13 protein-coding genes are annotated in these 15,223 nt (G+C 55.8%); 12 read left to right on the top strand and 1 reads right to left on the bottom strand.

The annotated features are described in order from the left end of the window. The first annotated feature begins 62 nt into the window (after positions 1-62). The 12 genes from nuoC (at position 63) to elaB (ending at position 14,440) form a co-directional block, all read left to right on the top strand. Positions 63-1,862: an NADH-quinone oxidoreductase subunit C/D gene (gene nuoC / locus JG725_RS05695; protein ID WP_199377038.1), complete on the top strand. Its 1,800-nt coding sequence runs from the start codon at positions 63-65 to the stop codon at positions 1,860-1,862. A gap of 2 nt (positions 1,863-1,864) precedes the next feature. Next, positions 1,865-2,410, top strand: coding sequence for an NADH-quinone oxidoreductase subunit NuoE (nuoE, locus tag JG725_RS05690; RefSeq protein ID WP_199377036.1), 546 nt, complete (start codon positions 1,865-1,867; stop codon positions 2,408-2,410). After that, the gene (nuoF, locus tag JG725_RS05685) at positions 2,407-3,756 is read left to right on the top strand and encodes an NADH-quinone oxidoreductase subunit NuoF (protein WP_199377033.1); all 1,350 of its coding nucleotides are present in this window, start codon (positions 2,407-2,409) and stop codon (positions 3,754-3,756) included. Before nuoE ends, nuoF begins: the two co-directional genes overlap by 4 nt. Positions 3,757-3,882: 126 nt before the next feature. Further along, positions 3,883-6,609: an NADH-quinone oxidoreductase subunit NuoG gene (gene nuoG, locus JG725_RS05680; protein ID WP_199377031.1), complete on the top strand. Its 2,727-nt coding sequence runs from the start codon at positions 3,883-3,885 to the stop codon at positions 6,607-6,609. Further along, complete coding sequence (nuoH, locus tag JG725_RS05675; protein WP_172288990.1) at positions 6,606-7,583, top strand: NADH-quinone oxidoreductase subunit NuoH; 978 nt, start codon at positions 6,606-6,608, stop codon at positions 7,581-7,583. Before nuoG ends, nuoH begins: the two co-directional genes overlap by 4 nt. A 14-nt stretch (positions 7,584-7,597) precedes the next feature. After that, positions 7,598-8,140: an NADH-quinone oxidoreductase subunit NuoI gene (gene nuoI / locus JG725_RS05670; RefSeq protein WP_172288992.1), complete on the top strand. Its 543-nt coding sequence runs from the start codon at positions 7,598-7,600 to the stop codon at positions 8,138-8,140. A 9-nt stretch (positions 8,141-8,149) separates the two neighbouring features. Further along, positions 8,150-8,710, top strand: a complete 561-nt coding sequence (gene nuoJ / locus JG725_RS05665) for an NADH-quinone oxidoreductase subunit J (protein ID WP_172288994.1) — start codon at positions 8,150-8,152, stop codon at positions 8,708-8,710. Further along, positions 8,707-9,009 carry an NADH-quinone oxidoreductase subunit NuoK gene (gene nuoK / locus JG725_RS05660; protein ID WP_172288996.1) on the top strand — a complete coding sequence of 101 codons (303 nt, stop codon included), beginning with the start codon at positions 8,707-8,709 and terminating at the stop codon, positions 9,007-9,009. Before nuoJ ends, nuoK begins: the two co-directional genes overlap by 4 nt. Beyond that, positions 9,006-10,853 (top strand): NADH-quinone oxidoreductase subunit L, encoded by a 1,848-nt coding sequence (gene nuoL, locus JG725_RS05655; RefSeq protein ID WP_199377029.1) that lies wholly within the window; start codon positions 9,006-9,008, stop codon positions 10,851-10,853. Before nuoK ends, nuoL begins: the two co-directional genes overlap by 4 nt. A 95-nt stretch (positions 10,854-10,948) precedes the next feature. Continuing rightward, positions 10,949-12,484 carry an NADH-quinone oxidoreductase subunit M gene (gene nuoM, locus JG725_RS05650; RefSeq protein ID WP_199377027.1) on the top strand — a complete coding sequence of 512 codons (1,536 nt, stop codon included), beginning with the start codon at positions 10,949-10,951 and terminating at the stop codon, positions 12,482-12,484. A 6-nt stretch (positions 12,485-12,490) separates the two neighbouring features. Next, entirely contained in the window at positions 12,491-13,948 is a 1,458-nt protein-coding gene (nuoN, locus tag JG725_RS05645) for an NADH-quinone oxidoreductase subunit NuoN (protein WP_199377025.1), read from the top strand. Between the two features lie 180 nt (positions 13,949-14,128). Next, positions 14,129-14,440, top strand: a complete 312-nt coding sequence (gene elaB / locus JG725_RS05640; protein ID WP_172289004.1) for a stress response protein ElaB — start codon at positions 14,129-14,131, stop codon at positions 14,438-14,440. 134 nt (positions 14,441-14,574) lie between these two features. Here the strand turns inward: elaB and JG725_RS05635 are convergent, their stop codons facing one another. After that, positions 14,575-15,105, bottom strand: a complete 531-nt coding sequence (locus tag JG725_RS05635; protein ID WP_199377023.1) for a GNAT family N-acetyltransferase — start codon at positions 15,103-15,105, stop codon at positions 14,575-14,577. Positions 15,106-15,223: the final 118 nt, after the last annotated feature.

Below are 15,223 nucleotides of genomic sequence, written 5' to 3'. Positions count from 1 at the left end.
CGATAAGAGTATGCGGCCGCCATCGAATACAGAAATAGCACATTTAATGTGGTGACATATTTATGACAGATTTAACGACGCACGATCTCGCTCTGCCTGCCTGGCAAACTCGCGATCATCTTGATGATCCGGTCATTGGCGAACTGTGTAACCGTTTTGGACCAGACGCATTTACCGTACAGGCCACTCGCACGGGCGTTCCCGTGGTGTGGGTTAAGCGTGAGCAATTGTTGGAAGTTGTTTCTTTCCTGAAAAAACAGCCGAAGCCGTATGTGATGCTGTTTGATTTACACGGTATGGACGAACGTTTGCGTACCCATCGCGAAGGTTTGCCGGCCGCGGATTTCTCCGTTTTCTATCATCTGATATCCATTGAGCGCAATCGCGACATCATGCTGAAAGTCGCGCTGGTCGAAAGCGACATGCACTTGCCGACGATGACTAAACTGTTCCCTAATGCCAACTGGTATGAGCGGGAAACCTGGGAAATGTTCGGCATGACCTTTGACGGGCATCCGCATTTGACGCGCATCATGATGCCGCATACCTGGGAAGGTCATCCGCTGCGTAAAGACTACCCGGCCCGCGCCACCGAATTCGATCCTTTCGTGCTGACCAAGCAGAAAGAGGATTTGGAAATGGAGTCGTTGACTTTTAAGCCGGAAGACTGGGGCATGAAGCGCGGCACCGAAAATGAGGACTTCATGTTCCTCAACATGGGGCCGAACCACCCGTCGTCACACGGCGCATTCCGCATCATTCTGCAACTGGATGGCGAAGAGGTGCTCGACTGTGTGCCGGATGTGGGTTATCACCATCGCGGCGCGGAAAAAATGGGTGAACGTCAGTCCTGGCACAGCTACATTCCCTACACCGATCGTATTGAATACCTGGGCGGCTGCGTCAATGAGATGCCGTATGTCCTGGCCGTTGAAAAGCTGGCGGGCATTGAGGTGCCGGATCGCGTTAAAACCATTCGCGTCATGCTGTCGGAACTGTTCCGCATCAATAGCCATCTGCTCTACATCAGCACTTTTATTCAGGACGTCGGGGCGATGACGCCGGTGTTCTTTGCTTTCACCGATCGTCAGAAAATTTACGATTTGGTTGAAGCCATCACCGGATTCCGTATGCATCCGGCGTGGTTCCGCATCGGCGGGGTGGCGCACGATCTGCCGCGCGGCTGGGAGCGCCTGCTGCGTGAATTCCTTGATTGGATGCCATCCCGTCTGGATATCTATGTCAAAGCCGCCTTGCAGAATACCATTCTGAAAGGCCGTACTCAGGGCGTTGCCGCCTACAATGCCAAAGAGGCATTGGAATGGGGCGTCACCGGAGCGGGTCTGCGCGCCACCGGTATTGATTTTGACGTGCGCAAACGCCGTCCGTATTCCGGTTATGAAAACTTCGATTTTGAAGTGCCGGTTGGCGACGGCATCAGCGACTGCTATAGCCGTGTGATGCTGAAAGTCGAAGAGTTGCGCCAGAGCCTGCGCATTTTGGAACAGTGTTTGAATAATATGCCGGAAGGGCCGTTCAAAGCGGACCACCCGCTGACCACGCCGCCGCCGAAAGAGCGCACGTTACAGCATATTGAAACCATGATTAACCATTTCCTTCAGGTTTCCTGGGGGCCGGTGATGCCAGCCAATGAATCGTTCCAGATGATCGAGGCGACCAAAGGCATCAACAGTTATTACCTGACCAGCGATGGCGGCACCATGAGCTATCGCACCCGTATTCGCACGCCGAGCTATCCGCATCTGCAACAGATCCCATCGGTAATCCGAGGATGTCTGGTATCTGACCTGATCGTTTACCTCGGCAGTATTGATTTTGTCATGTCAGATGTGGACCGCTAATTATGCACAATCATAACAACACTCACGATCATATCGACGCGGGTCAACCCGGCGCCGATTCACTGACGAAAGACACTGTTTTTGTGCTGAGCGACGCGGAGCGTGACGCGATCGAACACGAAAAACACCATTATGAGGATGCCCGCGCGGCATCTATCGAAGCGCTGAAAATCGTACAGAAGCAGCGTGGCTGGGTGCCGGATGGCGCCATCAAGGCGATTGCCGACGTGCTGGGTATCCCGGCCAGCGACGTTGAAGGCGTGGCGACATTTTACAGCCAGATTTTCCGTCAGCCGGTGGGGCGCCACATTATTCGCTATTGCGACAGCGTGGTGTGCCACATCAACGGCTACCAGGGCGTGCAGGCCGCGTTGGAGCGTAAGCTCAGCATCAAGCCCGGCCAGACAACCTTTGACGGACGCTTCACGTTACTGCCGACCTGCTGTCTGGGGAACTGCGACAAGGGGCCGTCGATGATGATTGACGACGATACCCACAGCCACGTGAAGCCTGAAGATATTGAATCGTTATTGGAGCAGTATCAATGAGTAAAAACATTGTGTTGACTGCTGAACAGCATCCGCTGACCTGGCGTTTACGTGACGATAAACAGCCCGTCTGGCTGGATGAGTACCGCAGTAAAAATGGTTATGCCGCCGCTCAAAAAACGTTAGGCGGCATGGCGCAGGATGAGGTGGTTTCCCTGGTTAAGGACGCCGGCCTGAAAGGGCGCGGCGGCGCGGGCTTTTCGACCGGGCTTAAGTGGAGCCTGATGCCGAAAGACGAAAGCATGAATATCCGTTATCTGCTGTGCAACGCGGATGAAATGGAGCCGGGAACCTATAAAGACCGTCTGTTGATGGAACAGCTTCCGCACCTGCTGGTGGAAGGGATGCTGATCAGCGCTTTCGCTCTGAAAGCCTATCGCGGTTACATCTTCCTGCGTGGCGAGTATATCGAGGCGGCGGTGAATTTACGCCGCGCCATTGAAGAAGCGAAAGCCGCCGGATTGCTGGGTAAAAATATTTTAGGCAGCGGATTTGATTTCGAGCTGTTTGTGCATACCGGCGCGGGCCGCTATATCTGCGGCGAAGAAACGGCGCTGATCAACTCGCTGGAAGGCCGTCGCGCCAACCCGCGTTCGAAGCCGCCTTTTCCCGCGTCCGCGGGCGCCTGGGGCAAGCCGACCTGCGTCAATAACGTGGAAACGCTGTGCAACGTACCGGCCATCATTGAACACGGCGCGGCCTGGTATCAGGGGCTGTCCGCCGGTAAAAGCAAGGATGCCGGCACCAAGCTGATGGGTTTTTCCGGCCGGGTTAAAAATCCCGGACTGTGGGAACTGCCGTTCGGCACCACGGCGCGCGAGATCCTGGAAGATTATGCCGGCGGGATGCGCGACGGGCTGAAGCTGAAAGCCTGGCAGCCGGGCGGCGCGGGCACGGACTTCCTGACGAACGATCATCTCGACCTGCCGATGGATTTCGAACACATCGCCAAAGCGGGCAGCCGTTTGGGCACCGCGCTGGCGATGGCCGTCGATCACGAAATCAATATGGTGTCGCTCACCCGCAATTTGGAAGAGTTTTTTGCTCGCGAATCCTGCGGCTGGTGCACCCCTTGCCGCGACGGCCTGCCGTGGAGCGTAAAACTGCTGCGCGCGCTGGAGCAGGGAGAAGGTCAACCGGGAGATATTGAAACGCTGGAGCAGCTTTGCCGTTTTCTGGGGCCAGGCAACACCTTCTGCGCTCATGCGCCGGGGGCGGTGGAACCGTTGCAAAGCGCGATTAAATACTTCCGGGAAGAGTTTGAAGCAGGTATTTCGCAACAGTATTTGGGCAACGTCAAAGCGATTGGCGGCATTCAGCCGAACCTGTTGAAAGAGCGCTGGTAAATCATCACCGGATAAGCGTGAGATGCAGCCAATGTATCCGCCGGGCGGCGCGAATAAGCCGTCCCTATAATAGAATTTTTGATTAGCGCCTGTGGCGACACAGGCCATTATGGAAGCATGCTGACTATGGCTACTATTCATGTAGACGGCAAAGAGTATGAAGTAAACGGAGCGAACAATCTTCTCGAAGCTTGCCTGTCTCTGGGACTTGATATTCCTTATTTTTGCTGGCACCCGGCGCTGGGCAGCGTTGGATCCTGCCGCCTGTGCGCGGTAAAGCAATACCAAAACGCGGAGGATACCCGCGGTCGTCTGGTGATGTCCTGTATGACACCGGCCGCCGAGGGGACGTTTATCGCGATTGAGGACGACGAGGCGAAGCTATTCCGTAAAACGATAGTTGAGTTTCTGATGACCAATCACCCACACGACTGCCCGGTGTGTGAGGAAGGCGGAAACTGTCACTTGCAGGATATGACGGTAATGACGGGGCATAATTTCCGGCGCTATCGTTTTACCAAACGTACCCACCGCAATCAGGATCTCGGGCCGTTCATTTCCCACGAAATGAACCGCTGTATCGCCTGTTACCGCTGCGTTCGCTACTACAAAGATTACGCGGACGGCGCCGACCTCGGTGTTTACGGCGCGCACGACAATGTCTATTTCGGCCGCCCGGAAGATGGCACGTTGGAAAGCGAATTCTCCGGTAATCTGGTGGAAGTCTGTCCTACCGGCGTATTTACCGACAAAACGCATTCCGAGCGTTACAACCGTAAATGGGATATGCAGTTTGCGCCAAGCATCTGCCAGCAGTGCAGCGTCGGCTGCAACACCAGCCCCGGCGAGCGCTATGGCGAGTTGCGTCGTATTGAAAACCGCTTCAACGGCAGCGTAAACCACTACTTCCTGTGCGACCGCGGCCGTTTTGGTTACGGTTACGTCAATCTGAAAGATCGTCCCAAACAGCCGCTTCAGCGGCGTGGCGATGACTGGATCGCGCTGAATGCCGATCAGGCGTTGCAAGGGGCGGCCGATGTGCTGCGTCAGGCTAAGAAAACCATTGGTATTGGTTCGCCGCGCGCCAGCATCGAAAGTAACTTTGCGCTGCGTGAACTGGTCGGGGCGGAAAACTTTTATACCGGCATCGCCCATGACGAACAAAATCGTCTGCAACTGATGCTGAAGGTTTTGCGCGAGGGCGGCATACATACGCCCGCGCTGCGTGAGATAGAACGCTACGATGCCGTGCTGGTGCTGGGTGAAGACCTGACCCAAACCGGCGCCCGTATCGCGCTGGCCGTACGCCAGGCCGTGAAAGGCAAAGCGCGTGAAATGGCCGCCGCGCAGAAAGTGGCGGACTGGCAGATCGCCGCCATCATGAATATCGGTCAGCATGCCAAGCACCCGCTGTTCGTCACCAACGTCGATAACACCCGTCTGGATGATATCGCCGCCTGGAATTATCGTGCGCCGGTCGCCGATCAGGCCCGCCTTGGTTTTGCCATTGCCCATGCGTTGGATGAAAACGCGCCTGCGGTAGCGGATTTGGCACCCGGTCTGGATCAGAAAGTGGATATCATCGTTCAGGCGCTGGCCGGAGCGAAGAAACCGCTGATTATCTCCGGCACCAATGCCGGCAGCAGCGATATCATCGCTGCTGCCGCCAACGTAGCGAAAGCGCTTAAGACGCGCGGCTCCGATGTGGGGATCACCTTTGTCGCTTCCGCCGCCAACAGCATCGGGCTGTCGATGATCGGCGGCGGTTCGCTGGATGAGGCGCTGGCGCAGTTGGAAAACGGCGACGCCGACAGCGTGGTGGTGTTGGAAAACGATCTCTATCGTCATGCGCCCGTCGCGCGTATCGATGCCGCGCTGGAGAAAGCCAATAACCTGATTGTGCTGGATCATCAGCGCACCCGCATCATGGATAAGGCCAGCCTTATTTTGTCATCGGCAAGTTTCGCCGAAAGCGACGGTACGTTGATCAACCAGGAAGGCCGCGCTCAGCGTTTCTTCCAGGTGTACGATCCCACTTACTATGACAATAAGGTGGTGATGCTGGAAAGCTGGCGCTGGCTGCACTCCCTGTTTATTACCTACAACAGTCGCCAGGTTGACTGGACGTTGCTCGATCATGTGATTGATGCCTGCGTCGTTGCGTTGCCGCAACTGTCGGCGATCAAGCAGGCCGCGCCGGATGCTTCATTCCGCATCCGCGGGCAAAAGCTGGCCCGCTCGCCGAACCGCTCCAGCGGACGTACCGCGATGCGCGCCAATATCAGCGTGCATGAACCGCGTCAGCCGCAGGATAAAGACACCATGTTCGCCTTCTCAATGGAAGGGAACAACAGCCCGACGGCCGATCGTCAGCAGATCCCCTTTGCCTGGGCGCCAGGCTGGAACTCGCCGCAGGCGTGGAACAAGTTCCAGGATGAGGTCGGCGGCCATCTGCGCCACGGCGATCCGGGGATGCGCATGATTGAAGCCGGCGAAAACACGCTGGATTATTTCGGGGATATCCCGGCCGCGTTTACCGCCCAGTCAGGCAACTGGCGTGTCGCCCCTTACTATCACTTGTTCGGCAGCGATGAGATGTCGCAACGCTCGGCGGTGATTCAAAGCCGCATGCCGGAACCGTATGTGATGGTCAATCCGGCCGATGCGGCCGCGTTGGGGGTTAATCCGGGAGCGCTGATCGAACTGAGCTGTGGCGGTCAGACGCTGCGTCTGCCGCTGCGCTTGAGCGACGGGCTGAGTCAGGGACAGGTTGGTCTACCGTTAGGTTTGCCGGGCATCGCGCCGGTGCTGGCGGGCGCAACCGTTGAGAATCTGCGGGAGGCTGCACAATGAGTTGGTTAACACCGGATCTCCTGGAGATACTGAGTTCTGTCGGCAAGGCGGTCGTTATCCTGTTGGTCGTCGTGACCTGCGGGGCATTTATGAGTATGGGCGAGCGTAAGCTGTTGGGGTTGTTCCAGGGGCGTTACGGGCCGAACCGGGTAGGTTGGGGCGGTTCGTTGCAGCTTGTCGCCGACATGATCAAAATGTTCTTCAAAGAAGACTGGGTGCCGAAGTTTACTGACAAAGTGATTTTCACTCTGGCGCCGATGATCGCGTTCACCTCATTGTTGCTGGCCTTTGCCATTGTGCCCGTCACGCCGACCTGGGGTGTGTCGGACCTGAATATCGGTCTGCTGTTTTTCCTGATGATGGCGGGGCTGGCGGTTTATGCGGTGCTGTTTGCCGGCTGGGCGAGCAACAACAAATATTCACTGCTGGGGGCGGTGCGCGCCTCCGCCCAGACGCTGAGCTATGAAGTGTTTCTCGGGTTGTCGCTGATGGGGGTCGTCGCTCAGGCCGGCTCCTTTAATATGCGCGACATCGTGGATTCTCAGGAACATTTGTGGAACGTGATCCCGCAATTCTTCGGTTTCATCACCTTTGCCATTGCCGGCGTGGCCGTGTGTCACCGGCATCCGTTCGACCAGCCTGAAGCAGAGCAGGAACTGGCGGACGGTTACCACATTGAATATTCCGGTATGAAATTCGGGTTGTTCTTCGTGGGGGAATATATCGGCATCGTCACCGTTTCCGCGCTGATCGTCACCCTGTTCTTTGGGGGCTGGCATGGCCCGTTGCTGCCGCCATTCATCTGGTTTGCGCTGAAAACGGCCTTCTTCATGATGATGTTTATTCTGATCCGCGCCGCGCTGCCGCGTCCGCGTTATGACCAGGTGATGGCGTTCGGCTGGAAAGTGTGTCTGCCGATAACCTTACTGAACCTGCTGGCGACTGCCGCGGTCATTTTGTACAACGCTCAATAAGGGGTGAATAAACCATGACATTAAAAGATTTAGTGGTTGGTTTCGGCACCCAGGTACGCAGTATCTGTATGGTGGGGTCGAACGCTTTTAAAAAGCGCGAAACCAAAATGTATCCTGAAGAGCCGGTGAACCCGCCGCCGCGCTATCGCGGACGCATCGTGCTGACGCGCGATCCGGACGGCGCGGAGCGTTGCGTGGCCTGCAATCTGTGTGCGGTGGCTTGTCCGGTCGGCTGCATCTCCTTGCAGAAAGCAGAGACCAAAGATGGTCGTTGGTATCCCGAATTTTTCCGTATCAACTTCTCGCGTTGCATTTTCTGTGGTTTCTGCGAAGAGGCTTGCCCGACCACGGCGATTCAGTTGACGCCCGATTTTGAAATGGGGGATTACAAACGTCAGGATCTGGTTTACGAAAAAGAAGATCTGCTGATCTCGGGGCCGGGTAAGTATCCGGAATACAACTTCTACCGGATGGCCGGCATGGCGATCGATGGGAAAGATAAAGGCGAAGCCGAAAACGAAGCCAAACCCATTAACGTCAAAGGTCTATTGCCCTAAGGAGCTAGCATGGAATTCGCTTTTTATCTTGCAGGTTTGGTGGCGGTGGTGGCGACGTTGCGCGTCATCACCCACACCAACCCTGTGCATGCGTTGTTATACCTGATTGTCTCCCTGTTGGCCGTCGCCTGCGTATTTTTCTCGCTGGGGGCTTACTTTGCCGGCGCGCTGGAGATCATCGTCTACGCCGGCGCCATTATGGTGCTGTTCGTGTTCGTGGTGATGATGCTCAACCTCGGCAATTCCGTGGTCGAGCAGGAACGGGCATGGCTTAAACCCGGCGTCTGGATTGGCCCGGGGCTGTTGTCGCTGGCTTTGCTGGCGGCGCTCGTCAAGGGGATCTTCAGCCTGGGCGAGCAGGGCATCACCGGGGACATGGTGGACGCCAAGTCGGTGGGGATCAGTCTGTTCGGCCCTTACGTTCTCGCCGTTGAGTTAGCTTCAATGCTGTTGTTGGCCGGTCTGGTCGTCGCTTTCCATGTCGGTCGTGAAGACAAGCGGGGAGAGGGGGTCAGCAAAGAAACCGCGAACCAGGATGTTGATAATAAAATAACAGGGGAACGCGCATGATTCCGTTACAACATGGCTTGCTGTTAGCCGCTATTTTGTTCGTTTTGGGGCTGACCGGGCTGCTTATTCGCCGCAACTTGCTGTTTATGTTGATAAGCCTTGAAATTATGATCAATGCCGCCGCGCTGGCGTTTGTGGTGGCGGGCAGCTACTGGCAGCAGCCGGACGGTCAGGTGATGTATATTCTGGCGATTACGCTGGCGGCGGCTGAAGCCAGCATTGGCCTGGCGCTGCTGTTGCAGTTGTATCGTCGTCGTCAGACCCTGAATATTGATACAGTCAGTGAGATGCGCGGATGAACTTACTCTATTTAACCATACTATTCCCGCTGCTTGGCTTCCTGCTGCTGGCATTTTCCCGCGGCCGCTGGTCGGAGAATACGTCGGCGACGGTCGGCGTAGGCGCTATCGGTCTGGCGGCGTTGGTGACCGCCTGGGTGGCGGTCGATTTTCTCGGTCAGCAGCATACTGGCGTGAGCGTGTTTAACCAGCATCTGTGGACATGGATGGCGGTCGGCAACTTTGATATCAGCGTAACGCTGACCCTTGACGGCCTGTCCGTCACCATGCTGTCCGTCGTCACCGGGGTTGGTTTCTTCATTCACCTGTTTGCCTCCTGGTATATGCGCGGTGAAGAGGGGTATTCGCGTTTCTTTGCCTATACCAACCTGTTTATCGCCAGCATGGTGGTGCTCGTTCTGGCCGATAATCTGTTGTTGATGTATCTCGGCTGGGAAGGGGTGGGGCTGTGCAGCTACCTGCTGATTGGCTTCTACTATACCAATCCGAAAAACGGCGCGGCGGCCATGAAGGCTTTTGTGGTCACCCGCGTGGGGGATGTGTTTCTGGCCTTTGCGCTGTTCATCCTTTACAACGAATTAGGCACATTAAACTTCCGCGAACTGATGGTGCTGGCGCCGCAGCAATTGGCGGAAGGCTCGCCGGCGATTACCTGGGCGACCCTGATGCTGCTGGGCGGCGCGGTCGGTAAGTCCGCTCAGTTGCCGCTGCAAACCTGGCTGGCGGATGCGATGGCCGGCCCGACGCCGGTATCCGCGCTGATCCATGCGGCCACCATGGTGACCGCGGGGGTCTATCTGATCGCCCGAACCCACGGCCTGTTCCTGATGGCGCCGGAAATATTGCATCTGGTGGGGATTATCGGTGCGGTGACGCTGGTACTGGCGGGATTCGCCGCGCTGGTTCAGACGGATATCAAACGTGTTCTGGCCTACTCGACCATGAGTCAGATTGGCTATATGTTCCTGGCGCTGGGCGTTCAGGCATGGGATGCGGCGATTTTCCATCTGATGACCCATGCGTTTTTCAAAGCGCTGCTGTTCCTCTCTTCCGGTTCGGTCATTTTGGCCTGTCATCACGAGCAGAATATTTTCAAAATGGGCGGTCTGCGTAAGACGATCCCGCTGGTGTATGTCTGCTTCCTGGTCGGGGGCGCGGCGCTGGCCGCGCTGCCGCTGGTTACCGCCGGCTTCTTCAGTAAAGACGAGATCCTGGCCGGCGCCTGGGCCAACGGCCACATCAATTTGATGCTGGCGGGCCTGGCCGGCGCCTTTATGACCTCGCTGTATACCTTCCGTATGATCTTCATCGTGTTCCATGGCGAAGCGAAGACCAAAGCACATGCGGGTAAAGGGATTGCCCATCATTTGCCGCTTATCGTGCTTATGGTGCTGTCCACCTTTATCGGCGCGATGATTGTTCCGCCTTTACACGGTGTGCTGCCGGAGACGACGGCGCTGGAGCACAGCCGGATGATCACGCTGGAGGTTGCTTCAGGCGTGGTCGCCATTGCCGGTATTTTACTGGCCGCCGTGCTGTGGTTGGGAAAACGGCAGTGGGTGAGCAGTATCGCGCAAAGCGCGCCGGGGCGTTTCTTCTCGACCTGGTGGTTCCATGCCTGGGGTTTCGACTGGCTGTACAACAAGGTTTTCGTCAGGCCCTATCTGGCCATCGCCAAGCTGTTGCAGCGTGACCCGCTGGATGCGCTGATGGGCATTCCGGCGGTGATTATCCGCTGGAGTAATCGCGGGCTGGCGGTCAGTGAAAATGGTCAGGTGCGCTGGTACGCCGCTTCCATGGGGTTGGGCGCGGTGATGGTGCTGGCGTTGTTATTGCTGGTTTAATACGCCCCGGAACATAGAAGGGCAGGGCATTCCTGGTGTGAATGCCCGCCACGGCAAGTTTTCAGATTTCTTTAATTTTAGGGACACAAAGCGCCATGCTATTACCTTGGCTAATTCTTATCCCCTTTATCGGCGGTCTGCTGTGCTGGCAGTTCGAGCGCTTTGGTACGAAAGTGCCGCGCTGGATCGCGCTGATTGCGATGGGGCTGACTCTGGTGCTATCTCTGCAACTGTGGTTGCAAGGTGGTTATTCTCTGGCAATACCCAATGGCCTGCCGAACTGGCAGTCCGAGTTCAATGTTCCGTGGATCCCGCGCTTTGGCATCGCCATCCATCTTGCTCTGGATGGCCTGTCGATTCTGATGGTGGTGTTGACGGGATTGCTCGGGGTGCTGGCGATCCTTTGCTCATGGAATGAAATTCACCGCTATCAGGGTTTTTTCCACCTGAATCTGTTGTGGATCCTGGGGGCGGTGATCGGGGTATTCGTCGCTATCGATATGTTCCTGTTCTTCTTCTTCTGGGAGATGATGCTGGTGCCGATGTACTTCCTAATCGCACTGTGGGGACATAAAGGCTCCGACGGCAAAACCCGTATTACGGCCGCAACCAAGTTTTTCATCTATACCCAGGCCAGCGGTCTGGTGATGTTGATTGCCATTCTGGCGCTGGTGTTTGTGCACTATAAGGCGACCGGGATTTGGACTTTCAACTATGAAGAGCTGCTGAATACGCCAATGTCCCGTGGCGTCGAATATCTGCTAATGCTTGGCTTCTTTATCGCCTTCGCGGTAAAAATGCCGGTGGTGCCGTTGCACGGTTGGCTGCCGGACGCCCATAGTCAGGCGCCGACGGCAGGTTCCGTCGACCTGGCGGGCATTCTGCTGAAAACCGCCGCTTACGGCCTGTTGCGCTTCAGTCTGCCGCTGTTTCCGAATGCTTCCCATGAATTTGCGCCTATCGCCATGTGGCTCGGGGTGATCGGTATCTTCTACGGCGCCTGGATGGCGTTTAATCAGACGGATATCAAGCGCTTAATCGCCTATACCTCGGTTTCGCATATGGGTTTTGTGATGATCGCCATTTACTCCGGCAGCCAATTGGCCTACCAGGGGGCGGTTATCCAGATGATTGCGCACGGTCTGTCCGCCGCGGGTCTGTTTATTCTGTGTGGCCAACTGTATGAGCGATTGCATACCCGCGATATGCGCCAGATGGGGGGGCTGTGGGCGCGGATGAAATATCTGCCGGCGCTTTCGCTGTTCTTTGCCGTCGCGACATTGGGGATGCCGGGAACCGGTAACTTTGTCGGTGAATTTATGATTCTGTTCGGCAGCTATCAGGTTGTGCCGATGATTACGGTGATCTCGACGTTCGGGCTGGTGTTTGCTTCGGTTTATTCGCTGATCATGATGCAGCGCGCCTATTATGGCGCCCCCCGATCGGAACAGCCGTTGCAGAGTATGTCGCTGCGTGAGTTGTCCATCGTTATGCTGCTGGTAGTGCTGTTGGTGTTATTAGGGGTGTTCCCGCAACCGATTCTGGATACCTCCAGCGCTGCGATGTCAAATATTCAGCAGTGGTTTATGTCGTCTGCTCCGGATTCAATACTTTCAACAACAAGGCCGTAATTCGCCATGACAATAACTCTTCAACAACTAATCGCGCTGTCGCCGCTGTTGATCGTCGGATTGACGGTAGTGGTTGTGATGCTGTGCATTGCGTGGCGACGCAACCATTTTGTCAACGCAACACTGACGGTTATCGGCCTGAACATTGCGCTGCTGTCGCTGTACTTTGTAGGCCAGGTAGGGCCGACGGACGTCACGCCGCTGCTGCGGGTTGATGGTTTTTCCATGTTTTATACCGCGCTGGTTTTATTGGCCAGTCTGGCGACCAGCACTTTCGCCTATCCGTGGCTGGAAGGTTTTCCGGATAACCGCGATGAGTTCTATTTGCTGGTGCTGATCGCCGCCCTGGGCGGCATCTTGCTGTCAAGCGCCAACCACCTCGCGGCGCTGTTCATCGGTATTGAATTGATTTCACTGCCGCTGTTCGGGCTGGTCAGCTATGCTTTCCGTCAGAAACGCTCGCTGGAAGCCGGTATCAAGTACATGCTGCTATCGGCCGCCGCCTCTTCCTTTCTGCTGTTCGGTATGGCGCTGGTCTATGCCGATTCGGGTAATCTGAGCTTCTCCAGCCTGGGACAAAGCCTGAGCGATCTTCGCATCCATGAACCGCTGTTGCTGGTGGGGTTGGGGATGATGGTCGTCGGCGTGGGCTTTAAGCTGTCGCTGGTGCCGTTCCAACTGTGGACGCCGGATGTGTATCAGGGCGCGCCGGCGCCGGTGTCGACGTTTCTGGCTACCGCCAGCAAGATCGCCATTTTTGGCGCGGTCATGCGGTTGTTCCTCTATGCGCCGATGGTGGATAGCGATGCGGTCAGAACGGTGCTTGGCTTTATTGCGGTGGCGTCCATCCTGTTTGGCAACGTGATGGCGGTATCGCAAAGTAATATCAAGCGCTTGCTGGGGTACTCGTCCATAGCCCACCTGGGTTATCTGCTGGTTGCGCTGATTGCGGTGCAAAGCCACCAACTGGCGTTGGAAACCGTCGGCGTTTATCTGGTGGGGTATCTGTTCAGCAGCCTCGGCGCCTTTGGCGTGGTCAGCCTGATGTCCAGTCCGTACAGCGGCCCGGATGCCGACTCGCTGTTCTCCTACCGTGGTTTGTTCTGGCATAAGCCGATTTTGTCGGCGGTCATGACGGTGATGATGCTGTCGCTGGCCGGTATCCCGATGACGCTGGGCTTCTTCGGTAAGTTCTATGTGCTGGCCGTCGGCGTTAATGCCGAACTTTGGTGGTTGACCGGCGCGGTGGTTTTAGGTAGCGCCATCGGTCTCTACTACTATCTGCGGGTGATGGTCAGCCTGTATCTGAGTGCGCCGCAGGTGCTGAATCGCGATACGCCGAGCAACTGGGCCTTAACGGCCGGCGGCGTGGTGGTGCTGATTTCAGCCATCGCGGTGCTGATCCTGGGTGTTTATCCACAGCCGCTGATTTCATTGGTTCAACTGGCGCAGCCAATGATGTAGTCAATAGGTTGGATTACGCTTGAAAAACGCCGCTGATGAGAGTCAGCGGCGTTTTTTTATCCGCCATGTGCGATAAACCGCGCTTTTAGGAATGATCCGGGCTGATGAGCCGTTGCTGCCGCGCAGAATTGTCTATAGTTAATCAGACAATCCATTTTTCATTAAGAAAGGGCGCATTTTATGGCAGTAGAAAAAAAACAACCTGACGAGATTCGTATCGACGATGATCTGAAGCTCTTATCTGAAACGCTGGATGAGGTTTTACGCTACTCTGGCGATCAGGCTGACAAGGCCTATGTCGATCTGAAGAAAAACGCGGAGAAAGCCTTGCTTGAGGTCAAAGCGAGAATTGGCGCAAACAACAGTTACTATGCCAAAGCCAAACACGTCGCCGATAAGGCGGATGTCTACGTACATGACAAACCCTGGCATGGTATTGGCATCGGTACGACGCTTGGACTGGTGCTGGGTCTGTTGTTAGCCAAACGATAGACGTACGGGAATTGGCGGATAGCCTGATCCCTGCATTTTTATCCCCGGCGTCTGGTTTGCCGGACGCCGGGGGTTTATGCGTGTACTGAGCGGAAAACCTGAGTTTCTTGCAACGATAAGCAAGCGCGGCGAAATCAGAGCTGATAATGATAAATATTCTGATCGATACGGCGATCGCCTAGTTTCTCTCCTCCTTTTGCCTGCTGATAAAAACGGAATCCCAGCCGTTGCGCCAGCGCATTGCTGCGCGCGTTTTCCACTGACGCTTTTATGACGAACCGGTTGACGATCCCGGCGCGCATATAGCCCTGGATCAGGGTATTGACGGATTGAGAAACGATACCTTTGCCCTCAAACCGTTCAGCAATCCAGTAACCGATTTCCCCCACTTTGTCCCTTATGCTATTAAATGAGACGACGCCGGCGATGACGCCTTGCCAGCGAATGATATAGACCGCGGCGGTGCCGGCCGCAAACGCCTCCCGGTTAGTTTTTATGGTGCCGAGAGTGTCGTCGGGATGTTTTACCGAATCCGGCCAGGGTAAGGTACGGCGCAGGCGCGGTTTTTCTTGCTGAACCAGCGCAAACAGCGCGGCCGTATCGTTTTCATCCTGTATGCGTAAATGCAGATGTGGATGATGATGTAATTCATAAAGCGTTTCCATATAGGCTCCTTATCTGGATTAACTCCGTTGCTTAGCGTCGCGTATAACCATAAGCAATCTTCTCCTGTGGCGGGGAATAACCCTGCCATGACTGTAACTGATTAAATATTGCGCAAAA

This window comes from Brenneria sp. L3-3C-1, from assembly GCF_016456245.1.
GTDB lineage: Bacteria > Pseudomonadota > Gammaproteobacteria > Enterobacterales > Enterobacteriaceae > Brenneria.
Note: the sequence above shows the minus strand (reverse complement) of the source record. Positions and strands in the feature narration are given on the sequence as shown.